The sequence below is a fragment of the Streptomyces sp. NBC_00271 genome (assembly GCF_036178845.1).
Classification (GTDB): Bacteria; Actinomycetota; Actinomycetes; order Streptomycetales; family Streptomycetaceae; genus Streptomyces.
The window spans coordinates 2,329,463-2,350,952 of sequence record NZ_CP108070.1; the positions used below are offsets into that span (position 1 = coordinate 2,329,463).

At 72.6% G+C, this 21,490-nt stretch carries 19 protein-coding genes; 6 read left to right on the top strand and 13 right to left on the bottom strand.

Translation table 11 applies throughout. From position 1 onward, the window contains the following. Window positions 1-3: 3 nt before the first annotated feature. From OG798_RS11045 to OG798_RS11060, 4 genes are all read right to left on the bottom strand, one after another. A complete protein-coding gene (locus OG798_RS11045) occupies window positions 4-879 on the bottom strand; it encodes a PIG-L family deacetylase (RefSeq protein WP_095856134.1) in 876 nt (291 codons plus the stop codon). Between the two features lie 95 nt (window positions 880-974). Beyond that, window positions 975-1,880 (bottom strand): NAD(+)/NADH kinase, encoded by a 906-nt coding sequence (locus OG798_RS11050; protein ID WP_095856133.1) that lies wholly within the window; start codon window positions 1,878-1,880, stop codon window positions 975-977. Window positions 1,881-2,070: 190 nt separating this feature from the next. Further along, entirely contained in the window at window positions 2,071-2,367 is a 297-nt protein-coding gene (locus OG798_RS11055; protein WP_095858264.1) for a zinc-ribbon domain-containing protein, read from the bottom strand. A 357-nt stretch (window positions 2,368-2,724) separates the two neighbouring features. Further along, window positions 2,725-3,402: a uracil-DNA glycosylase gene (locus tag OG798_RS11060; protein WP_067372796.1), complete on the bottom strand. Its 678-nt coding sequence runs from the start codon at window positions 3,400-3,402 to the stop codon at window positions 2,725-2,727. Between the two features lie 179 nt (window positions 3,403-3,581). On the opposite strand from OG798_RS11060, the gene OG798_RS11065 reads away from it, so the two are divergent. Continuing rightward, window positions 3,582-4,628 carry an N-acetylglucosamine kinase gene (locus OG798_RS11065; RefSeq protein ID WP_328756884.1) on the top strand — a complete coding sequence of 349 codons (1,047 nt, stop codon included), beginning with the start codon at window positions 3,582-3,584 and terminating at the stop codon, window positions 4,626-4,628. Window positions 4,629-4,795: 167 nt separating this feature from the next. Next, window positions 4,796-5,719 carry a sirohydrochlorin chelatase gene (locus OG798_RS11070; protein WP_095856132.1) on the top strand — a complete coding sequence of 308 codons (924 nt, stop codon included), beginning with the start codon at window positions 4,796-4,798 and terminating at the stop codon, window positions 5,717-5,719. A 124-nt stretch (window positions 5,720-5,843) separates the two neighbouring features. Here OG798_RS11070 and OG798_RS11075 read toward each other — a convergent pair whose 3' ends face one another. The 4 genes from OG798_RS11075 to OG798_RS11090 all read right to left on the bottom strand — a co-directional run bounded on the left by OG798_RS11075 (window position 5,844) and on the right by OG798_RS11090 (window position 11,314). Continuing rightward, window positions 5,844-6,890 carry a lactonase family protein gene (locus OG798_RS11075; RefSeq protein WP_121416922.1) on the bottom strand — a complete coding sequence of 349 codons (1,047 nt, stop codon included), beginning with the start codon at window positions 6,888-6,890 and terminating at the stop codon, window positions 5,844-5,846. Between the two features lie 62 nt (window positions 6,891-6,952). Further along, entirely contained in the window at window positions 6,953-8,344 is a 1,392-nt protein-coding gene (locus OG798_RS11080) for a nitric oxide synthase oxygenase (RefSeq protein WP_328756885.1), read from the bottom strand. A gap of 137 nt (window positions 8,345-8,481) precedes the next feature. Beyond that, entirely contained in the window at window positions 8,482-9,978 is a 1,497-nt protein-coding gene (locus OG798_RS11085) for an FUSC family protein (RefSeq protein ID WP_121416920.1), read from the bottom strand. A gap of 184 nt (window positions 9,979-10,162) precedes the next feature. Continuing rightward, on the bottom strand, window positions 10,163-11,314 hold the full coding sequence (locus OG798_RS11090) for a baeRF10 domain-containing protein (RefSeq protein WP_121416919.1): 1,152 nt from the start codon (window positions 11,312-11,314) through the stop codon (window positions 10,163-10,165). A gap of 190 nt (window positions 11,315-11,504) precedes the next feature. On the opposite strand from OG798_RS11090, the gene OG798_RS11095 reads away from it, so the two are divergent. Together OG798_RS11095 and OG798_RS11100 are read left to right on the top strand one after the other, a co-directional pair. Next, window positions 11,505-11,981: an Lrp/AsnC family transcriptional regulator gene (locus tag OG798_RS11095; protein WP_121416918.1), complete on the top strand. Its 477-nt coding sequence runs from the start codon at window positions 11,505-11,507 to the stop codon at window positions 11,979-11,981. A 56-nt stretch (window positions 11,982-12,037) separates the two neighbouring features. After that, complete coding sequence (locus tag OG798_RS11100; RefSeq protein ID WP_121416917.1) at window positions 12,038-12,733, top strand: HAD family hydrolase; 696 nt, start codon at window positions 12,038-12,040, stop codon at window positions 12,731-12,733. On the opposite strand, the gene OG798_RS11105 is transcribed toward OG798_RS11100, so the two are convergent. The 5 genes from OG798_RS11105 to OG798_RS11125 form a co-directional block, all read right to left on the bottom strand. Then, on the bottom strand, window positions 12,708-13,118 hold the full coding sequence (locus OG798_RS11105; protein ID WP_328756886.1) for a hypothetical protein: 411 nt from the start codon (window positions 13,116-13,118) through the stop codon (window positions 12,708-12,710). The genes OG798_RS11100 and OG798_RS11105 overlap by 26 nt on opposite strands. A 99-nt stretch (window positions 13,119-13,217) precedes the next feature. After that, entirely contained in the window at window positions 13,218-14,462 is a 1,245-nt protein-coding gene (locus OG798_RS11110; RefSeq protein WP_267061080.1) for an XdhC family protein, read from the bottom strand. Then, window positions 14,455-16,605 carry a xanthine dehydrogenase family protein molybdopterin-binding subunit gene (locus tag OG798_RS11115; protein ID WP_328756887.1) on the bottom strand — a complete coding sequence of 717 codons (2,151 nt, stop codon included), beginning with the start codon at window positions 16,603-16,605 and terminating at the stop codon, window positions 14,455-14,457. The genes OG798_RS11110 and OG798_RS11115 overlap by 8 nt, the downstream gene beginning before the upstream one ends. Continuing rightward, window positions 16,602-17,594, bottom strand: coding sequence for an FAD binding domain-containing protein (locus OG798_RS11120; RefSeq protein ID WP_328756888.1), 993 nt, complete (start codon window positions 17,592-17,594; stop codon window positions 16,602-16,604). Before OG798_RS11120 ends, OG798_RS11115 begins: the two co-directional genes overlap by 4 nt. Next, window positions 17,591-18,208: a (2Fe-2S)-binding protein gene (locus OG798_RS11125; protein ID WP_328756889.1), complete on the bottom strand. Its 618-nt coding sequence runs from the start codon at window positions 18,206-18,208 to the stop codon at window positions 17,591-17,593. Before OG798_RS11125 ends, OG798_RS11120 begins: the two co-directional genes overlap by 4 nt. A 203-nt stretch (window positions 18,209-18,411) precedes the next feature. Here OG798_RS11125 and OG798_RS11130 point away from each other — a divergent pair, with 203 nt between their 5' ends. Then, window positions 18,412-19,002 (top strand): TetR/AcrR family transcriptional regulator, encoded by a 591-nt coding sequence (locus OG798_RS11130; RefSeq protein WP_121416913.1) that lies wholly within the window; start codon window positions 18,412-18,414, stop codon window positions 19,000-19,002. A 366-nt stretch (window positions 19,003-19,368) separates the two neighbouring features. Beyond that, window positions 19,369-21,465 (top strand): NAD-dependent DNA ligase LigA, encoded by a 2,097-nt coding sequence (gene ligA, locus OG798_RS11135; protein WP_328756890.1) that lies wholly within the window; start codon window positions 19,369-19,371, stop codon window positions 21,463-21,465. The last annotated feature ends 25 nt before the right edge of the window (window positions 21,466-21,490 follow it).

Consider the following 21,490-nt stretch of genomic DNA (forward strand, 5'->3'; position numbering starts at 1 on the left):
GCTTCAGGGCGTCTCGCGGACGCCCTCGAACAGGTCGCTCTCGCGTGTGCCGCCGGTCCACGGCGGGTGGGCCCGTACGTATTCCTCGACCCGGCCCACGTCCCCGGACAGGCTGAAGAGCCTCAGCAGGGCAGCGGCGTCCGCCTGGCTGGCGTGGGCCGCCAGGGCCCGCAGCTTGTGCGGCCAGAAGTCGGAGACGTCCACGGCCGCGGTCACGGTGTCGTCGTCGACGGCGACGTCGAGCGGGGGGATCCAGGCGTCGGGTCCGAGGGCGGCCTCCGCCAGGGCCCGCACCGCTTTCAGACTCGAGAGCGACACGGCGATGTAGTACAGCTTCGGCAGGCTCCGCGGGTGCCGGCCGTCCTCCTCGCCGGGAAGTCCGCCGGACCGCTTGATCCGCTCGAAGGCGGCGACGGTCAGCTCGTGCGTACGGACATGATCGGGATGGTACGAGAACCCGTTGGGCGGATACGTCACGATCACATCCGGCCGGTACTCCCGCATGAGCGCCTCGAGCCGCCGGACGACCGGTTCGCCCTCCATCCTGCTGAACGCGCGCGGATCGATGTCGTCGGCCGAGTCGGGCACGCCGGAGTCGGGGTAGTCCAACGGGACCAGGTCACTGATGCCGAGCGCGGCTCCCGACGCGGCGAGCTCGCGGGAGCGCCGTGCGGCGACCTGCGCCGGCTCGTGGTCGCGGTGCCCGGGCTTGCTGCTGCCGGCTCCGTCGCCCTGCGCACCGTCGGTGCAGGTGACAAGAACCGTACGAACCCCGGCAGCCGCGTATCGGGCGAGCGTGCCGCCCGTCTGGCTGGCCTCGTCGTCCGGATGCGCGTGGACGACCATCAGTGTCGGCCGCCGGGTCTGCGGTGCGGTCATGACATGGACCCTTCCGTCGGCGGCCCACCTTACCCAAGGCCGCCTCCCTCGGGTCGGCCGCTGTGCCGCTCAAGACGCGTTCCCCGACCCGCTCTTCAGGGCCCCGTCGAGGAGTCGGCGGGGTCTTGGGAGGTTCGCACGCCCGCTTCGATACTTCCTTTGATGCCGAGTTTTCTGCGTGCCCGCTGGTAGAACGTCGTCCCGCCCAGGCGCACGACATGAGCCGCCGCGGGGCATGCCGACACGGTGACCCGGTCGCCCGCGTCGAGGTAGCCGAGTACCTCGCCGTCGACCTCGACCGCCAGTCGCCCGGTCGTGGGGAGCAGTTCGAGGGTGACGTCCTCGTCCGCGGGCAGGGCGAGCGCCCGGTCGAACGACGAGTGCGCGCTGGCGGGGACGACCAGGATGGCTTCCACCCGGGGCGAGAGGATCGGGCCGCCCGCGGCGAAGCTGTAGGCCGTGGATCCGGTCGAGGTGGAGACCACGACGGCGTCGGCGGCGTAGCGGATGAACTCCTCGCCCTGGAGCCGGATCGCGATGGCGGCCATGCCGCTGCCGGGTACCCGTACGAGGGCGATGTCGTTGAACGCACGGACCTCGCGCCCGTCCGGGAGGCGCGTCCGTACGGCCATCCGGGCCTCGGTGGTGAACTGGCCGCTGTCGATCCGGTCCAGCGCCGGCTGGAGTTCGTCGACATCGATCTCCGCGAGGAAGCCCAGCCGGCCCAGGTTGACGCCGAGCACCGGAGTGTCGCTTCCGGACAGCAGCCTCATGGAACGGAGCATGGTCCCGTCCCCGCCGAGACTGACGATCAGATCGGCCCGGGCGACGAGGTCCTGATCCGGTACGGCCACGGCGCTGCAGGCGATACGGCCGACCTCGTCCGGCAGCCCCAGCACCTCGGCGTCGTTCTTGCGGGCCCACTGCACGACCGACTCGATGACCGGTCCCGGATTGCGCCGGGGATGCAGGATCAGGCCGATCGATCCGATCAGACCCATGAGAGGGTTCCCTTCCGTCGAGACGCCATGTCCAAGTAGTCCATCATTGCCCGACGAGGGATATTTCCGACCGATGCGGCACGGAATACAGTCTGGACGACTCATACGGAAGGGGTCGGCGGCGGACCGGCGCCGACCGCGGGGAGCGCGGCGCCGTCGACGTACCGCCGCGCCGGTCCCCGCCCCCGGCTCAGGCCTGGTACGGCTGCTGGGGCTGCTGCGGCTGGCCGTACTGCTGGGCGGCGTGCGCGCTCGCGGCCTGCGCCTGCAGCTGCTCCGCCTGCTCCTTGGTCGCCTTCTGCTCCGCGCCGCAGAAAGTGCACTGCGTCGCGTACTTCGACGAGATCGGGAACAGCGGCACGAAGAACAGCGTGAACTTCGTGACACGCTTGCGGAGCGTGTGCGCCGAGGGATTGCCGCAGCGGCCACACACCAGCGTCAGTATCGCGAGCTGGTACAGGTATCCCCTGGTGCCAAAAATGATCATACTGTTGGTCCCTCCCGGGTCGGTGCGGACGAGCTGCGGAGTGCAGTCGCGGAGCACAGTCTCGTGCACGTCGACGCGCTCGGCGATGGCGGGGTTGCACGATGCCGCCCGAAAATCCGACGGGAGCTCGGGGGGCCGCCGGTCCTGGGGCAAGGTCGCGGTGACGGCCAGCGGGGCGGCTGACGCTCCGTCACGGCCTCACCGACGACGGTCAGATCGGGTTCGTCGTCCACGACAGTGGCGAGTCCCGCGCACTCCGGCGGGCACCGCCGCGCACCGGTGCCCGCCCCGCCCCTGCCCACAGAACCCGTACGCGCCCCGGAACCCGCGCGGGTGGCACGAGATCCGGTGACCGCTCTACGGCAGGCGCCAGTCCACCGGCTGGACGCCCTGCCTCTCCAGCAGCTCGTTGGCCCGGCTGAACGGACGCGAGCCGAAGAAGCCGCGATCGGCCGACATCGGTGAGGGGTGCGCGGACTCGATCGCCGGGAGATCCCCGAGCAGCGGCCGCAGGTTGCGGGCGTCACGACCCCACAGGATCGACACCAGCGGCTTCTCCCGCGCGACCAGCGCCCGGATCGCCTGCTCCGTGACCTCTTCCCAGCCCTTGCCCCGGTGCGCCGCGGGCTGGCGGGGCGCCGTCGTCAGCGCCCTGTTGAGCAGCAGCACCCCCTGCTCGGTCCAGGGCGTCAGATCGCCGTTGGACGGCCTGGGCAGCCCCAGGTCCGTGTGCAGTTCCCGGAAGATGTTCTCCAGGCTGCCCGGCAGCGAACGCACCTCCGGCGACACGGCGAAACTCAGCCCGATGGCCATCCCCGGCGTGGGGTAGGGATCCTGGCCGACGATCAACACGCGGACGTCGTCGAACGGCTGCTGGAAAGCCCGTAGGACATTCGCCCCGGCCGGGAGATAGGTCCGGCCCGCCGCTATCTCGGCCCGGAGGAAGTCCCCCATGGCGGCGATTCGTTCGGCCGCAGGTTCCAGAGCCTTCGCCCAGCCTGCTTCGATGAGTTCATGCAAGGGTCGTGGTGCCACGACGTGCCACTCTACTGGCACACGCCGTGACGCATTCCTACGGATTCATACGGACGAGCGCCGCGCACGGACCCGCCCCTCGGCGCTAGTCTTCCTCCGCGCCGAGATCATCGAGCTGGTCCAGCCGATCACCCAACCGACCGCCCAGCCGGCCGGTCAGCAGAGAGGAGGGGAGCCTGTTGCGTCCCTCCCACGCGTCGGCGGGTGTGCTGGCGGTGGACTCGGGTGGCTCGGGGCTGCGGGCGGCGCTGGCCGTGCGCGGGCATGTCGTCGGCGTTCCACTGACCTCCAAGGAACCGGTCCGCACCGGCCCGCGCGGCATCGACGCCGGACATCTGCTGGAGCAACTGCTCCCGATGGCCCGGGAGTTGATGGCCACCACCGGGACGGAGGAGCTCGAGGCCGTCGCCGTCGGAGCGGCGGGCCTCGCCACCCTCGGCGACGCACTGCGCGCCGAGCTGCCCTCCGCGCTGGAGCGCGAACTCGGCGTGCGGCGGCTCGCGTTGGCCGCCGACGCGGTGACCGCGTACGTGGGCGCGCTCGGCCCCCGGCCGGGCGCGGTGATCGCCGCGGGCACCGGCATGATCGCGGTCGGCACCGATCTGGGGAGCTGGCGCAGGGCGGACGGCTGGGGCCATCTGCTCGGCGACTGCGGCGGTGGGGCGTGGATCGGTCGCGCCGGGCTCGAGGCGGCCCTGCGGGCCTTCGACGGGCGCCCCGGCGGGTCGGCGGAGCTGCTGGCGCGGGCCGAGGAGATGTTCGGGCCGGTGGCCGGGTTGCCGGGCAAGCTGTATCCACGCACCGACCGGCCCGCCGTACTCGCCTCCTTCGCGCCCGAAGTGGCCGCGTGCGCCGCGTCCGCCGTCGGCGACCCCGTCGCACGCGACGTGCTGCGCGCCGCCGCCCGGCACCTGGCCGACTCCGCGGCCGCCGTCTGCCCGGACACCGGGGAGGACCGGGTCGCCCTCACCGGGGGCCTGTTCCAGATGGGCGACCCCCTCCTCGTACCGCTGCGCGCGGAGTTGACGCAGCGGCTGCCGCACGCCCGGCAGGTACCGGCCGCGGGCACCCCGCTGGACGGCGCCGTACGTATCGCCGTCGACCTGGCGAGCGACCGGCTCACGCTCCCCCGCGACGAACACATGCTTTACGTGATAGCCGAAAAGGGCACAACCTCGCCATCCGTCCCCCGAAAGGGGGATTCATCCACCCTGTCGGACAAGTGAAGTTGACTCCCGCACCGGTCGTCACAGGAGCACCACGGCACCGGCAAGTCCAGCCACACCGATCATTTCTGATCCACGCGTAACTCATCAGACAAAAGGGGACGGATACCGCTCACCTGCACCCTCCCCGAACAGGGGAGCCCAAGAAACCAGTAACATGCGTCGCCATGAGCTCCCCCACTGGACCCGCGTCCGGCCTGCCAGTACGAATGCCGCGACCTCGCCAGCCCGGGCGGCACCGCCGACCCGAGCCGCTGGCGGCTCCCGAGGGCGCGCCTGCGCTCGTCCTCGCGGTGCCGGGCACCTCCAGCGCGGCCACGCGCAGCCTCGCCGAGGAGGTCGTGAGCATCGCGCGCTCCGAGCTGCCCGGCCTCGACGCCCGCATCGGGTACCTCGACGGGGACGACGCCGAGTTCCCCACGCTGCAGTCCGTGCTCACGCGTGCCGCCGAGGAGCGCACCGCCCGCTATGAGCAGGCACGTGCCGCCGGTGCGGACGTGACCGAGCCCGACGGCCCCGTCGCCGTCGTGGTGCCCCTGCTCGCCGGCCCGGACAACGCGCTGCTGCGCCGGGTCCGCCAGGCCGTCATGGAGAGCCGGATCGCGGCCGACCTGACCGACGTTCTCGGCCCCCACCCGCTGCTCGCGGAGGCGCTGCACGTGCGTCTGTCCGAGGCGGGTCTGGCGCGCGCCGACCGTGCCCGGCTGTTCACCGTGGCCACGGCCGCCGACGGCATCATCCTCGCCTCCGTGGGCGGCGAGGAGGCCGTACAGGCGGCCGGGATCACCGGCATGCTGCTCGCCGCGCGGCTCGCCGTGCCGGTGATGGCGGCGGCGCTGGACGAGGAGGGCGCGATCGCGGCCACCGCCGAGCAGCTGCGCGGCTCGGGTTCCCAGCAGCTCGCCCTGGCTCCGTACCTGATCGGACCGGAGATCGACGCCGGTCTGCTGGACGCAGCCGCCAAGGAGGCGGGTTGCTCCGCCGCCGAGGCGCTCGGCCCGTACCCGGCGATCGGCAAGCTCGCGCTGGCCAAGTACACGACGGCGCTGGGCATCGCCCCACAGCAGCCGCAGGGCGCGCCGGTCCGCTGACCGCCCAGGCACCACCCCTCGCACGTCGAAGGGCCCGCTCCTCGCACGGGAGCGGGCCCTTCTGTCGTCGGCTCTCTCGTATGTCGCCGGCTCCTACGTCGGCGGCGGGCCACCGCCGGGCGGGTCAGCCGAAGACCACGCAGGACGCCGCCGGAACCTCCACCGAGCCGCCCCGTCGCGGCACCCCCGTGTCCGGGTCGACCGCGAACCAGGTCACGTCCCCCGAGCGCTCGTTGGCGGCGTACAGGAAGCGTCCCGAGGGGTCGAGGGCCAGCGCGCGCGGCCAGGTGCCGCCGCAGGGCACCGTGGCGACCAGCCGCAGCCCTTCGCCCACCGCGTCGGGCGTGAGCACGGAGACGACGTCCTGGCCGCGGGTGGCGGTCCACACGAAGCGTCCGTCGGGCGACACCACGATGCCCGAGGGGTACGCGTCACCGTCCGGGACCCCCGAGAGCACCGGTGTCTCCCCGACGGGACGCAGAGAGCCTTCCTGGGCGCTCCAGCGGCAGACGGTGACCGTGGGGGCGAGTTCGTTGAGCACGTACGCGTGTTCGCCGCGTGGGTGGAAGACCAGGTGGCGGGGCCCGGAGCCGGGGCGCAGCGCGATCTCGCGGTGCAGCGTGAGCCGGCCGGCGTCCAGCGCGCACACCCGCACGGAGTCCGTGCCGAGGTCGACGCTGACGGCCCAGCGCCCGCTCGGGTCGGGCTGTACCTGGTGGGCGTGCGGGCTCTGCTGGCGCGGGATGTGCGGGCCGCGGCCCTGGTGCTGGAGCACGCTGGAGGCGGCGCCGACGAGCGCGCCGTCGTCGCGCACGGGCAGGGCGGTGACGCTGCCGGAGCCGTAGTTGGCGGTCAGGACGTGTCCCGCGAACACGCTGAGGTGCGTGGGGCCGCTGCCTCCGACGGAGACCAACGGCCCGGCGGGCTTCGGCTCGTCGCCGTCCACGCGGTACGCGGCCACCGCGCCGTCGGCCGTCTCGCTGACCGCGTAGAGCATGTCGCGGGCGGGCGACAGGGCGAGGTACGAGGGATCGGGCACGCCGTCCACCGCGCTCAGGAGGGTCAGCGCGCCGCTGCCGCGGTCCACGGCCGCGGTGAGGACGCCGGGGCCTCCCGCCGCCGTGAACGAGCCGATGAACGCCCGCTGTTCCCGCGTGCCGCCGTCTGCCACTGCCGTTCCCCTCTCGGTCCCGCGCTGTCCGGGGCCGACGGTAGCAGTCGGCGACCAACGGTCTAGACCAAGGTCCCGCCCGCCTCCCCGAGCGCCCGTGCGCGCGCCTCCGGGTGGTGGACGTACGCGGGATGCTGTTCCACGGTCTCGTAGGTGCGGTGGAAGACGGGTGTGGCGCTGCCGGAGATGGGCGGCACGATCCACGACCAGTCCGCGCCGACCCGGCGGCCCTTGCGCTCCTCGCGGCCGAGGTGGGTGAGGAAGCGCCGGGACTCGGTGTGGTGGTCGGCGACGGTGACGCCCGCGCGGTCGAAGGAGTGCAGGACGGAGCGGTTGAGTTCGACGAGCACGCGGTCCTTCCACAGCGAGCGGTCGGTGCGGGTGTCGAGGCCGAGGCGGTCGGCGAGGTACGGCAGGAGGTTGTAGCGGTCGGTGTCGGCGAGGTTGCGGGCGCCTATCTCGGTGCCCATGTACCAGCCGTTGAACGGGGCCGCCGGGTAGCAGATGCCGCCGATCTCCAGGCACATGTTGGCGAGCGCGGGCACGGCGTGCCAGCGCAGTCCGAGCGAGCGCCACCAGGTGTACTCGGGGTGGGCGAGCTCCACTTCGAGCACCGCGTCCTTGGGCAGCGTGAACCAGCGGGGTTGTTCGTCGGGCTTGCCGTCGGCGCCCTGGATCACCAGCGGCAGGACGTCGAACGGGGTGCCGGGGCCGCCGGGCCAGCCGAGCCGCCGGGCCAGTGCGGTGAGACCCGCGTTGCGCGGATCGCCGGTCACGCCGCCGTCCGGGCGGGCGTAACCGGCGTACCGGATGAGCTGTTCGTTCCAGATCCGTGGCCCTGGGCTCCCCGGCCGGTCGGGCGCGAAGACGGTGATGAGGGCCCTGATCCGGCCCTCGCCTGCGGCCTCCCGCAGATGGTCCGCCGAGGCCTCGGCGACGTCCTCGGCCGTCCGCACGTCCCTGCGGTCACGGACGCACAGGGAGCGCCAGTACAGGCGCCCGATGCAGCGGTTGGCGTTGCGCCAGGCGACGCGGGCACCGAAGGCGAGCTCCTCGGTGGTGTGGCGGTACGTGCCGGTCTCCGCGATCTCGGCCCGCGCGGCGGCGATGCGCCGGGCCGGGTCGCCGAGGCGCTCCTCGGTGTGGCGGAGGGTGAGGAACTCGGCGGCGGCGCGCAGCAGTGCGTACGGCGGGGAGTCGTCGTGCGGCGTAGGGGCGTCGGACCGGCCCGGCACGGGGGTCAGGCGCCCGCCGAGACCCGGGACGGACGGCTGCGTCCGCCGGGATCCGCCGGCGTACGGCGGTGCGGTCGGGGTCGCGCCGCGGTCCCTGCGACCTGCCGGAACACGGTCCAGCCAGCCGCCCGGCCCCTCGGCCCACGGCGTCGGGCGCCGCGCGCTCCCGTCGTCGCCGCAACGCTCTCCCTGTCCGGTTCCTCGCGGGAAGTCCCGCATGGTGCCACCCCCAAGAGGCTTATCCCGCGAGCCGCTCCCGCACGGTCCGCGGGTTCCGTGCGTCCGATAGCCGCGGGGTTACCCCGCCCGGGCGGTGATCCACCCTCTACGTGGTCCGTGCACGTGCCTCGCGCGTGTCAGACGCGAACGGGGTTCGAAGCACGAGGGTGCAGGAGGGGCGCGGCGAGTTCGGCGAGTGCCCGCTCCAGCCCGTGCAGGTGTGCGAGTACCGGCTCTTCCAGGGGAGGTGTTCCGGCCTGGACCGTGATCCGCCGCGGTTCGGGTGAGGTGAGTGCCTCGACGGCCCTCTCGACGCGTTCGCACGCCACGGCGAGGCGGTTGTCGCAGGAGGCCACGGGGTCCGACGCGATGGCGGCGAGGCCCCGTACTTCCCGCGCGCAGGTGTTCAGCGCCGCGAGTACCTGGCGCGCCCTGCGGCCGCGGGCGCGCAGGGGATTGAGGGGGTGCAGAAGGGGCGTGAGCGAGAGCCGCACCTTGTTCAGCACCGTCTCCAGTTCCGCGACGCGTGCCGCGGGGTCGGCGGCGGCGGAGCCGTTCAGACGGGCCGCGGCCTCGGTCGTGCAGGCGTGGACGCACTGGATCGCCCGTACGATCCAGGCGTCCGTCGTGGCGTGCGTGGTGATCGGCAGCACGAGCAGCACCGCCAGCGCGGCGCCGATCGCCCCGATGCCGGTCTCCGCCAGCCGCAGCACGACCAGGTGCTGGTCCAGCACGCCGAACATCCCGTACAGCAGCTCGGCCATCACCGTCACCGCGAGCATCATCCAGGTGTACGAGACCGCGGCACTGTAGAAGATGACGAACACACACACGGCGAGCAGGACCACGGTCGGTACGGGCGCCCCGTGCAGGGGGACGACGACCGAGGCCCCGAGGGCGATGCCGATCACCGTTCCGAGGACCCGGCGGTAGCCGCGGATCAGGGTCTCGCCGCGCGAGGTGGTGTTGACGAAGATCCACCAGGCGGCGCCGACGGCCCAGTACCAGCGCTCCTGGGACAGCAGGCTTCCGACGCCCAGGGCGAAGGCGGCGGCCACGACGGCCTGGACCGCCTGGCGGGTAGTGGGACGGGCGAGGCCCCGGCCGGCCGAGGGGACGGGCGCCCCGGCGGGCGGCATCCGGCGCTCGTAGCACCACAGTCCGAATCGGACCGCCGAGGACGCGAGGAGGGCGAGCAGTACGGCGCCGTACAGCTCGGGCAGTCGCGCCGGCACGGTGCGCAGGAACTGCGCCATGAAGAAGGCCATGAACCCGAAGACACCGAGGGCATGGCCGCGCGCGCCCCAGCGCCGGGCGTACACACCGGCGCCGACGACGGCGAGGAAGGCCGCGCCCCGCGCCGCCGGGTGGTCGTGCAGGGTGGCCGCGAGAGCCAGGACAGGAAGGCCCACCGCGGGCAGCAGCGCCGTCGTCACCAGTTGTCCGCGCACCGTGGCGTCGGTGACCGTGAAGAGGGCGAGCAGCGCCGCGAGTCCTCCCGCGACCGCACCCGCGAGGGAGGAACCGGTGACGCCGCACAGGGCCACCGCCAGGCCGATGCCGAGGACGGCCCGGAGGGCGCCGCGCAGCCGCAGCCGGCCCGGGTCCGGTGCCACGAACACCCTCTTCAGCACTGTTCCCCGCCCCTTGAGCTCAGCCTGTCCTTCAGGCATGCAAAAGGCGCCGCGGGGGTCCCGCAGCGCCATCGACCTGCCCATCACAGCATCATCGGGGCTGTTGGCTCAAGTGGACTCCGGAGCACTGAGCCATTGGCACAGTCATCGAGTGGGGAGGGGCGGCACGTGGATGCCATTGGCATCACTCCGTGTCGACCGGGTGCGGGGGGAGCTCGAAGCGCAGCAGGGCTCCGGTCAGGTGCGTGTGCAGGTCCGTCTCCGTCTCGATGTGGCGGACCTCGCCGCCGTCCTCGATCACGGTCTTCACCAGTTCCTCGATGACGTCGGGGACCTCGCGCAGGGCGTCTTGGCAGAGCGGGCACTGCTCCCCCGTGCGGGCGAGCAGCCCGTCGCGGTCGCAGACGACTCCCGGGGCGACGGCCTCCGCGTCCACGGCCAGCGTCCGGATCGCGGCCAGCGAGGCCGCCCACAGGGTGTCGTCGAGCCCGACCGTCGCGTGATGCTTGGTCGCGACGGCCTCGAGGATCTCGCCGACCAGTCGCTCCTGCTCCTGGTAGGCGCGGTCGGTGACAAGGACGCGTACCTTGTCCCGGATGTCGGCGGCGGTCGCGGTGTCGCGGTCGACGGTGAAGCGGCCGACGAGCCGGTCGTGCAGGTCACGGGGGAGGAACTCGATGAAGGCCGGTACCTGATAGGGGTGCCCGCCGATGGCCAGCAGATCGAAGCCCCCCTCCTTGAACAGGCGCTTGAGCTCGCCGATGAGGCGCCGGTAGTGCCTTTTGCTCAGTTCGTCGGCCCTGTGGCGGACCCGGACCTCGTCGAGCCCCGCGGCGTGCTCGGGCCCCCGCAGCGTCCGGTCGCGGATCGCCTCCAGCTCCCGGACCTCGTCGAGGTGGTACTCCCAGACCTGTGCGGTGACCTCGTCCACGACGACCGCGCAGGTGCGGTCGTACTCGTCGAGCACCGCCAGCATCGGACGGACGTAGGGGTCCGCGTCCACCACGACGCGTTCGTGGGTGGCGCGCGGCAGCCACACCTCCTCGTAGACGCCGTGGCCACTGCAGGAGAAGACGACGACGGTCCCGGGCCGCTGGGGTTCCTCGCCGAGCCTCCGCTCGATCTTCGCGATGTCGTCGCGCAGCGAGATCCGTACGGCGTGCTCCAGCGAGCGGTCCTCCGCGAGCGGCCTGATCCCTTCCAGCAGACTGGCCAGCCGGGCCCGGTACGTACGGCGGCCGGGCCGGTCCGGTTCCACGGGAAGGTAGAGGGAGACGAACGGGAGCCCGTTCCCGCCGAGCCGGAGAATTCGGTCGACCTGCTCCTGCGTGATCATCGCCGCTCCTCGCCGCTCCTCGGGCCTTGCGCCACCCCTCCAGGTAACGCGGTGGGCGGCACACCGGCAAACGCGGCGCAGGGGACAAGGTGAGCAGGAGGGGGTGACCCGGCACACCGGGCTCACGGCGGGCTGAGCCATTGGTACGGTCGAAGAAGATCAGCCCAGGCGGCAGGGAGGCCGGTGGATCATGGCCGTGGACGAACTCGACACCCGCATCCTGCGGCTGCTGCTGGAGCAGCCGCGTACCAGCGTGCGCGAGTACGCCCGCACGCTCGGTGTCGCCCGCGGCACGCTCCAGGCCCGCCTCGACCGGCTGGAGCGGGACGGGGTGATCACCGGTACGGGCCCCTCGCTGTCCCCCGCGGCGCTCGGCCACCCCGTCCTCGCCTTCGTGCACATCGAGGTCACGCAGGGCCACCTCGACGAGGTCGGCGAGGCGCTGGCCGCCGTACCGGAGATCATCGAGGCGTTCTCGATCACGGGCGGCGGCGATCTGCTCACCCGGGTCGTGGCGCGCGACAACGCCCACCTGGAGGACGTGATCCAGGCGCTCATCAGCATGCCCGGTGTCGTCCGCACCCGCACCGAGGTGGCCCTGCGCGAGCGGGTTCCGCACCGGGTGCTGCCGCTGGTGGAGTCGATCGGGCGTGCAGCCAGAAGCTGACGGGTGGCACAGGGGTGATCGGCCGCGCTCGGCCCTCGCTTGGCATCCTGGACCCCATGAGCACTCTCGGCCGCACCTCGGTCATCTTCGATCTCGACGGCACACTCGTGGACAGCGAGCCGAACTATTTCGAGGCCGGCCGCCAGACGCTCGCCGAGCAGGGCATCACCGACTTCACCTGGGCCGAGCACGAGCGCTACGTCGGTATCAGCACCCGGGAGACGGTGGCGCTCTGGCAGGAGCGCTACGGCTTGCGGCCCCCGCTGGACGCCCTGCTCGCCGACATGAACCGCCGCTATCTGGAGCTGGCACGCGCCGCCACGCACGTGTACCCGGAGATGCGGAAGTTCGTGGAACTGCTGGCCGCCGAGGGCGCCTCGATGGCCGTGGCCTCGGGCTCCTCGCCCGCCGCCATCGAGGCGATCCTGACGGGCACCGGCCTGGCCGCCCATCTGACGACCGTCGTCTCGGCCGACGAGGTCGCGCACGGCAAGCCCGCCCCGGACGTCTTCCTCGAGGCGGCGCGCCGTCTGGAGGCCGACCCGGCGGACTGCGTGGTCCTGGAGGACGCCGCTCCGGGCGCCGCCGCCGCACACGCGGCCGGGATGCGCTGCATCGCCGTCCCGTACGTCGCCGCACAGGCCGACGACCCGGAGTTCGCCACGGCAGGGCTGCTCCTGCGCGGCGGTCAGCGCGAGTTCACCGCACAGACCGCGTGCGACTGGCTCACTCGCCCGGCCTCGGCTTCCTGAGCCGCGGCCACGGCTCGACTGCTTGCCGTGTCCGGTGTCGGCTCAGGAGACGTCCGTCGAAGGAGGTGTCAGGTGTCGTCGCCGAGCTCGGCCCCGAGGTGTCGGACTGGGACGTCGGCGACGAGGTGTACGGGCTGATCCCGTTCACCGCCAAGCCGGCCCGGCTCGACCACGACCACGCGACGATGGGCACCCGCTCGCTGCCGCTGCCGTCGAGGCTGTCGGTCCAGGTCGCGTCCCAGTCCAGTTCGTCCGGCGTGATGGACGCGGACCGCACCCCGACCAGGACCTCTCCCCGGCCCGGCACCGGACGCGGGGCGATCTCGTACGTCAGCTGCTCGGGGCCGCCCCGTCGGTGGCCGCGCACCGCGTGCATGGTGTCCATTCCAACCTCCCAGGTCGCGCCGGCCGGGCACCGGCGGTACCTCCAGGGTGGTCGACCCGCGCACCTCGCGCTTGAGTCCTTCGACCGCACGCGCCTTTCTCAGGCTGCCTCCCGCGCCCGCGCCGCACCGGTCCCCCGCCCGCCCCCGTCACGGTGGATCGGTGTTCTGGAGCCGGTCAGTGGAGCGCCTGTCCCGCCCTCCCGGGCCGCGACGATCTCCGCCGCGATGGACAGCGCGGTCTCCTCCGGCGTACGGGCCCCGAGGTCGAGCCCGATCGGAGATCTCAGGCGGGCCAACTCCCGCTCACCGAGGCCGACTTCGCGCAGCCGCCGCTCACGGTCCTCGTGCGTGCGGCGTGACCCCATGGCGCCGACGAACGCCACCGGCAACCGCAGGGCCGCCTCCAGCAGTGGTACGTCGAACTTGGCGTCGTGGGTGAGCACGCACAGGACCGTGCGGTCGTCGGTCACGGTGCGTCGGAGGTAGCGGTGCGGCCAGTCGACCACGATCTCGTCGGCGTCGGGGAAGCGGACCCGGGTGGCGAAGACCGGGCGGGCGTCGCACACGGTCACGTGATAGCCGAGGAACCTGCCCACCCGTACCAGCGCCGTCGCGAAGTCCACGGCGCCGAAGACGATCATTCGGGGCGGTGGCACGCTCGACTCGACGAGCAGGGTCACGCCACCCGGGCAGCGCGCGCCGTCCTCCGACAGTTCGAGGGTGCCGGTGCGGCCCGCCGCCAGCAGGGCACGAGCCTCGGCCACCGCCGTGCGGTCCAGCTCCGGCCGACCGCCGAGGCTCCCCTCGTGGGAGACGCCCGGGCCGCCCGCGTACGACGTGGACGTCCCGGAGGAGTCGAACGAGCCGGAGGAGTCGGACGAGCCGGAGGAGTCGGACGAGCCGTCGGGGCGGACGAACAGCACCCTCCCCAGCAGTTCCGCCGGTCCCCGGGCCACCCGGGCGACGGCCGCCGCCTCGCCCCGGGACGCGGCCGCCAGCGCCGCCGCGTACACCGGCCGCTCAGCCGCGTCCGCGCGCACCGGGGTGACCAGGACCTCGATGACCCCGCCGCAGGTCAGCCCCACCGCGAAGGCGTCCTCGTCGCTGTAGCCGAACCGTTCCCGCACCGTGCGGCCGTCCTGGAGGGCCTGGACGCACAGGTCGTACACGGCGCCTTCGACACAGCCGCCGGAGACCGAGCCGATGGCCGTGCCGCCGCTGTCGACCGCGAGGGCGGCGCCGGGGCCGCGCGGGGCGCTGCCGCCGACGCTCACGACGGTGGCGACGGCGAAGTCCCGGCCCTCCTCGGCCCACCGGTTCAGCTCGTCGGCGATGTCAAGCATCCCGGTCCCCTCCCGTGCCCGCCAGCAGCACCCGGTCCGGGCGGATCGGCAGATTCCGGTGACGTACACCCGTCGCGTGCCAGACCGCGTTGGCGATCGCCGCCGCAGCTCCGACGACCCCGATCTCGCCGATGCCCTTGATGCCGACCGGGTCCCCGGGGTCGGGGTCGTCCACCCAGTCCGCCTCGATGTCGGGTACGTCGGCGTGCGCGGAGAAGTGGTAGCCGGCGAGGTCGGCGCCGACATGGCCGCCGCTGGCCCGGTCCCGGTGAGCCTCCTCGTGCAGGGCCATGGACAGGCCCCAGACCATGCCTCCGACGAACTGCCCGCGCGCGGTCAGCGGGTTGACGATCCGGCCGGCCGCGAAGATGCCGAGCATCCGCCGCACCCGCACCTCCCCGCTGGTGACATCGACGGCGACCTCGGCGAACTGGGCCCCGAAGGAGTGCCGTTCCTTCTGCTCCAGCGCGCCGACCGCCTGGGAGGTGTCCGAGCGTGCCGTGATCCCCTCCGGCGGAATGCCGCCGCCCAGGGCCAGCCGCTCGCGCAGCTCGTCCGCCGCGACCCTGATCGCCCAGGCCCACGAGCGGGTGCCCATCGAGCCGCCGGCGATCATCGCGAAGCCGAAGTCGCTGTCCGCGATGCGCATCCGGATGCGCTCCGGCGCCACCTCCAGCGCGTCCGCGGCGATCAGGGTGAGCGCGGTCCGGGCCCCGGTCCCGATGTCGGACGCGGTGATCCGTACGGTGAAGCTGCCGTCGGGCTCGGCCGTCACGGCCGCCGTGGACGGGGCGGACAGCACGGGGAACGTGGACGCGGCCGTGCCGGTCCCGAGCAGCCAGCGGCCCTCGCGGCGGACACCGGGACGCGGGTCACGGTCCGCCCAGCGGAATCGGCGGGCCCCCTCCTCGAAGCACGCGAGCAGGTTGCGGCCGCTGAACGGCAGCCCGGAGACGGGGCCGACGGCCGGTTCGTTGCGGGCGCGCAGCGCGATCGGGTCGAGTCCGCACTTCTCGGCGAGTTCGTCGAGCGCGGACTCCAGCGCGAACGAGCCCGGGGCCTCGCCGGGCGCCCGCATCCAGCTCGGGGTCGGCACGTCGAGCGGTACGACACGGGTCTGCGAGTAGTGCGCGTCGGAGTCGTACATCGCGCGCCCGTACTCGGCGGCCCGCTCGACGAACTCGTACACCGTCGAGGTGAGGCACTCGGCCCGGTGGTCGAACGCGCGCAGTCGGCCGTCCGCGTCGGCGCCGAGCCTGACCCGCTGGGCCGTGGGGCTGCGGTAGCCGACGAGCGAGAACATCTGGCGGCGGGTCAGCACGACGCGCACGGGGCGCTGCAGGACGGTCGCGGCCATCGCGGCGGCGACCGAGTGCGGGCGGGTGCCCTTGGAGCCGAAGCCGCCGCCGACGTGTTCCGAGCGCACCCGCACCGACTGGGGGTCGAGCGAGAACAGCTTCGCGAGCTCGTCCGCCACGAACCTGCTGCCCTGGTTGGAGTCGACGACCTCGAGCCGGCCGCCGTCCCAACGTGCGATCGCCGCGTGCGGCTCCATGGGGTTGTGGTGCTCCTCCGGAGTGCTGTACTCGGCGTCCACGACGACGGCGGACGCGGCGAGTTCGGCCTCCAGGTCGCCCTTTTGCGCGGCGGGGGCGCTCTCCGGCGCGTACACCCCGGGGAGGCCCGCGGCGAACGCGACGTCGGGCGGCTCCTCGTCGTACACGACGACGAGGGCCTCGGCGGCCTCCCTGGCCTGCTCGGGCGTCTCGGCGACGACCAGCGCCACCGGCCAGCCGACGAACGGGACCCGGTCGTGCTGGAAGATCTGGGCGATCGGGTCGGGCGCCCCGAAGGCGTTCGTGTAGTCGCCGTTGAGACGCGGGGCGTTCTCGTGGTGCAGGACGGCGACGACGCCCGGCATGGCGAGGACGGGCGCGGACTCCACCGCACGGATCCGGCCACGAGCCACGGTGGACAACACCAGCCAGCCGTGGGCGAGTTCGGGATACGGGACCTCGCCCGCGTAGCGCGCCGCCCCGGTGACCTTGGCCACGCCCTCGACGCGGGTGTGGGCGGCGCCGACGGCCCCGAACGTCGCGGTCGCCGCCGTCGTCGCGGTCGTGGTCGCGGTCGTACCGGTCATCGGGCCGCCTCCTCGGTGAGTTCGGTCAGCATCGCCACGACGAGATTGCGCATCAGGGGCACCTTGTATCCGTTGTGGGGCAGCGTCCGGGCGGCCGCGAGCTCGGCGTCCGCGGCGGCGGCGAAGGCCTCGGCGCTCGCCGGTCCCCCGGTCAGCGCCCGTTCGGCCGCACGGGCCCGCCACGGCCGGGAGGCCACCGCCCCGAAGGCGAGGCGCACTTCGCGTACGACACCGTCATGGATGTCGAGGGCGGCGGCGATCGAACCGATCGCGAACGCGTACGAGGCGCGCTCGCGCACCTTGCGGTAGCGGGAGCGGGCGGCGACCGGGGCGGCCGGCAGGGTGACGCCGGTGATCAGCGCGCCGGGCGGCAGGGCGGTCTCCAGGTGCGGGGTGTCACCCACCGGCAGATAGAACTCGGAGAGCGGCAACTCCCCCGGCCCGTCCGCCGTTTCGTACGAGACGACGGCGTCGAAGGCGGTGAGGGCCACGGCCATGTCCGAGGGGTGCGTGGCCACGCAGTGCGTGGAGGCACCGAGGATGGCGTGGTTGTGGTGCTCGCCCTCGACGGCCGGACAACCGCTGCCGGGGACCCGCTTGTTGCAGGGCTTCGCAAGATCGGTGAAGTAGCCGCAGCGGGTGCGCTGGAGCAGGTTTCCGCCGACGGTGGCCATGTTGCGCAGCTGACCGGAGGCCCCGGCCAGCACGGCCTGGGTCAACGCCGGGTAGTGGCGCCGCACGTCGGGATGGGCGGCGAGGTCGCTGTTGGTCACGGTGGCGCCGATCCGCAGCCCGCCGCTCCTTGTGAACTCGACCCGGTCGAGGGGGAGTTCACGCACGTCGACGAGCCGGGCGGGCCGCTCCACCCCGCTCTTCATCAGGTCGACGAGATTGGTACCACCGCCGAGATAGCGCGCGTCCGGGTCGGCGCCCAGCAGCGCGACCGCGCCGGTGACGTCGTAGGCGCGCTCGTAGTCGAACTCCCTCATGCCGCCGCCTCCTTGGTCTCGGACGACCGTGTATCGGACGACCGTGTATCGGACGACCGTGTATCGGACGACTGCGCCGCCCGTGCGACGGCCTGGACGATCGACACATACGCGCCGCACCGGCACAGGTTGCCGCTCATCCGCTCACGGATCTCCTCGGGCGTGAGCTGCGGAACTCCCGCTTCGGGCCGCACGTCCGCGGTCACGGCGCTCGGCCAGCCCGCCGCGTGCTCCTCGATCACCGCGAGGGCCGAACAGATCTGGCCGGGCGTGCAGTAGCCGCACTGGTAGCCGTCGAGGTCGAGGAAGGCCTGTTGCACGGGATGCAGCCGCTCACCGTCCGCCACCCCTTCGATGGTGGTGATCTCGCGTCCCTCGGCGGCGACGGCGAGTTGCAGACAGGAGACGGCCCGGCGTCCGTCGAGCAGCACCGTGCAGGCGCCGCACTGGCCCTGATCGCAGCCTTTCTTGGTACCGGTGAGATCGAGACGCTCACGCAGCGCGTCGAGCAGGGTGGTGCGATGGTCGACGGGCAGCGTGTACTTCTCGCCGTTGACGTGCAGGGTGATGGTGCTGGACGTCGAGGTCGTGGCGCTGGACGTCGTGGGGGCCATGATCAGCCTTCTTTCGCCTGTCTGAGGGGGAAAGGAAGTCGCGAGAGGGCCGGGAAAAGGGGGCACCGATGGTCCACACTGGCCGGATCCGGCGGTATGGTGAACCCTTAAGCGGACAGCTGTCCGTTCACCTCGAACCTATCGGACAGCTGTCCGCTTAGCAAGGTACTCGCCTGGGAGGGCGGAGGACGAAGGAGGCCCGAGTGCAGCAGAAGAAGGCCGCCACGCTGCGCTCGGACGCGCAACGCAATCGCGAGCGCATTCTCGAGGTGGCCCTGGCCGAGCTGACGCGGTCGGCGGACACCCCGCTCAGCGCGATCGCCAAGAAGGCGGGGGTCGGGCAAGGGACGTTCTACCGCAACTTCCCCAATCGCGAGGCACTCCTCCTGGAGATCTACCGCCACGAGGTGCAGCAGGTCGCCGACGCCGCGGCGCAGCTGCTCGAGACGCGTGCGCCGGACCGGGCCCTGCGGGAGTGGATGGACCGCCTCGCCCAGTTCGCCATGACCAAGGTCGGCCTGGCCGAAGCCCTGCGCGCGACCACCCTCGCGCACGGCACGCTGACCCGGCTGGGGCACGGCGCGATGTCCTCGGCCACCGCGCTGCTCCTGGCGGCGAACGACAAGGCGGGCAGTATCCGCCCCGGAGTGACCCCCGAGGATTTCTTCCTCTTCATCGCCGGTCTCTGGCAGATCGACGCGGACGGGGACTGGCAGCCGCGCGCCACCCGCCTTCTGGACCTCGTGATGGACGGTCTGCGGGTGGGCGCGCCGGGTTCCGCGCCGCCCGAGTGAGCCGAGCCGCTGCCTGCGGGCTGCGGGCGGGAGCGGGAGCGGCGGGCCGTCGTCACTGACAGCCGCTCCTACGCGCACGACGAAGCCGTCCGCCTGTAACTCCCCCCTGGCGGACGGCTCGTGTCGCGGTGTTCAGAGATCGGAATCGGTGTCGGCGACGTAAGTGTCCTGGGCCGCTGGACGACACCCGCTGGGGCGGGCGACGGGATTCGAACCCGCGTTTCTCTCTTGACAGGAGAAGTAGCCGAAACCTTCGCACCTGAACGAGTTCACTGTAGTGGTCACCGCGGTCGTGCTCACCTGGTTTCCGGCGTGCGGCAGACGCGTGCCGGGGCGTTGTCAGTGGTGGCGTGCAGGATGGCGGGTATGACAACACCAGCCGCAGTGATCGTGGATGCCGCCGCCTACGCGCAGGCGGTCGAGGACGCCGTGAAGGCTTCGGCCGCCTACTACGCGGGCGGCACGTCGGTACTGGACGACGACACCTACGACCGGCTCGTGCGCGGCATCGCGGCGTGGGAGTCCGCTCATCCCGACGAGGTGCTGCCCGACTCACCGACCGGGAAGGTCGCCGGTGGCGCCGTGGAGGGCGATGTCCCGCACACGGTTCCCATGTTGAGCCTGGACAACGTGTTCTCGCCGGAGGAGTTCACCGCCTGGACCGCGTCACTGGCCCGGCGGATCGGCCATGACGTCACCCGCTTCGGTGTCGAGCCGAAGCTCGACGGGCTCGCGATCGCCGCCCGATACACCCGTGGTCGCCTCACCCGGCTGATCACCCGTGGTGACGGGACGGCCGGGGAGGACGTCTCGCACGCCATCGGCACCGTCGAAGGCCTCCCGGCCGAACTCGCCGAGCCGGTCACGGTGGAGGTGCGCGGCGAAGTCCTGATGACCACCGCCCAGTTCGAGCACGCCAACGAGGTGCGCACCGCGCACGGCGGCCAGCCGTTCGCGAACCCGCGCAACGCCGCGGCGGGCACACTGCGCGCCAAGGACCGCGCCTACACCGTGCCGATGACCTTCTTCGGCTATGCCCTGCTGCCGCTGCCCGGCACCGAGGAGGCCCTCGCGGCACGGCTGGGCGAGGCCGCGCACAGCGAGCTGATGGCCCGGTGCGCCGAGCTCGGCGTGAACACCACCGCCGCCACCGCCGTGCCCGGGACCACGGCGGAGACCGCCGAGCAGGTCCTGGCCCGGGTGAAGGAGATCGCCGCGCTTCGGGCGGAGTTGCCGTTCGGGATCGACGGGATAGTCGTCAAGGCCGACCTCGCCGCCGATCAGGAGGCCGCCGGATCCGGTTCGCGTGCACCGCGCTGGGCGATCGCCTACAAGCTGCCGGCCGTGGAGAAGATCACCCGGCTGCTGGAGGTGGAGTGGAACGTGGGCCGCACCGGCATCATCGCTCCGCGCGCGGTCCTCGAACCGGTCGATATCGACGGCTCCACCATCACCTACGCCACCCTCCACAACCCTGCCGACATCACCCGCCGCGACCTGCGTCTGGGCGACCATGTGATGGTCCACCGCGCCGGGGACGTCATTCCCCGCGTCGAAGCCCCCGTCGCCCATCTGCGCACCGGCGAGGAGCGGCCGATCGTCTTCCCCGAGGTGTGCCCGCGGTGCGGCTCCGCCATCGACACCAGCGAGCAGCGCTGGCGCTGCGAGAACGGCCGCAACTGTCATCTGGTCGCCGCCCTCTCGTACGCCGCCGGCCGCGACCAGCTCGACATCGAGGGCCTGGGCCACACCCGTGTCGTCCAGCTCGTCGAGGCCGGCCTGGTCGCCGATCTGGCCGACGTGTTCGCCCTCACGCGCGACCAGCTCCTCGCCCTGGAACGGATGGGCGAGACCAGCACCGACAATCTCCTCGCGGCGATCGGCGCGGCCAAGGGGCAGCCGTTGTCGCGGGTCCTGTGCGCGCTCGGCGTCCGCGGTACGGGCCGCTCCATGTCCCGTCGTATCGCCCGGTACTTCGCCACCATGGACCACATCCGTGCCGCCGACGCGGAAGCGATGCAGCGGGTCGAGGGCATCGGCACGGAGAAGGCCCCGTCCATCGTGGCCGAACTCGCCGAACTCGCCCCGCTCATCGACAAGCTCGCCGCGGCCGGGGTCAACATGACCGAGCCCGGTGCCACTCCGCCCGTCGCCGCCGACGACACCGACACCGGCGCCGATACCGGCGCCCAGGGCGCGGAGCCGGCGGGCGGGCCGCTGACCGGGATGGCGGTCGTCGTCACCGGAGCCATGACCGGCCCGCTGGAGAAGCTCAGCCGCAACCAGATGAACGAACTCATCGAGCGCGCCGGTGGCCGCTCCTCCTCCAGCGTCTCCAAGAAGACCACGCTGGTCGTCGCCGGCGAAGGCGCCGGATCCAAGCGTGCCAAGGCCGAGGACCTCGGCATCCGGCTGGTCACCCCCGACGAGTTCGCGACCATGGTCGCCGACTACGTCGACTGAAGGGCGGCGACGACTCGGCCGCTAC

Excerpts from the sequence above, each read along its gene's own strand:
- OG798_RS11090 (WP_121416919.1), bottom strand. The coding sequence starts at position 11,314 with ATGATCACGCAGGAGCAGGTCGACCGAATTCTCCGGCTCGGCGGGAAC.
- OG798_RS11055 (WP_095858264.1), bottom strand. The coding sequence starts at position 2,367 with ATGATCATTTTTGGCACCAGGGGATACCTGTACCAGCTCGCGATACTG.
- OG798_RS11105 (WP_328756886.1), bottom strand. The coding sequence starts at position 13,118 with ATGGACACCATGCACGCGGTGCGCGGCCACCGACGGGGCGGCCCCGAG.
- OG798_RS11070 (WP_095856132.1), top strand. The coding sequence starts at position 4,796 with ATGAGCTCCCCCACTGGACCCGCGTCCGGCCTGCCAGTACGAATGCCG.
- OG798_RS11125 (WP_328756889.1), bottom strand. The coding sequence starts at position 18,208 with ATGGCCCCCACGACGTCCAGCGCCACGACCTCGACGTCCAGCACCATC.
- OG798_RS11120 (WP_328756888.1), bottom strand. The coding sequence starts at position 17,594 with ATGAGGGAGTTCGACTACGAGCGCGCCTACGACGTCACCGGCGCGGTC.
- OG798_RS11050 (WP_095856133.1), bottom strand. The coding sequence starts at position 1,880 with ATGGGTCTGATCGGATCGATCGGCCTGATCCTGCATCCCCGGCGCAAT.
- ligA (WP_328756890.1), top strand. The coding sequence starts at position 19,369 with ATGACAACACCAGCCGCAGTGATCGTGGATGCCGCCGCCTACGCGCAG.
- OG798_RS11045 (WP_095856134.1), bottom strand. The coding sequence starts at position 879 with ATGACCGCACCGCAGACCCGGCGGCCGACACTGATGGTCGTCCACGCG.
- OG798_RS11115 (WP_328756887.1), bottom strand. The coding sequence starts at position 16,605 with ATGACCGGTACGACCGCGACCACGACCGCGACGACGGCGGCGACCGCG.
- OG798_RS11095 (WP_121416918.1), top strand. The coding sequence starts at position 11,505 with ATGGCCGTGGACGAACTCGACACCCGCATCCTGCGGCTGCTGCTGGAG.
- OG798_RS11110 (WP_267061080.1), bottom strand. The coding sequence starts at position 14,462 with ATGCTTGACATCGCCGACGAGCTGAACCGGTGGGCCGAGGAGGGCCGG.
- OG798_RS11100 (WP_121416917.1), top strand. The coding sequence starts at position 12,038 with ATGAGCACTCTCGGCCGCACCTCGGTCATCTTCGATCTCGACGGCACA.
- OG798_RS11080 (WP_328756885.1), bottom strand. The coding sequence starts at position 8,344 with ATGCGGGACTTCCCGCGAGGAACCGGACAGGGAGAGCGTTGCGGCGAC.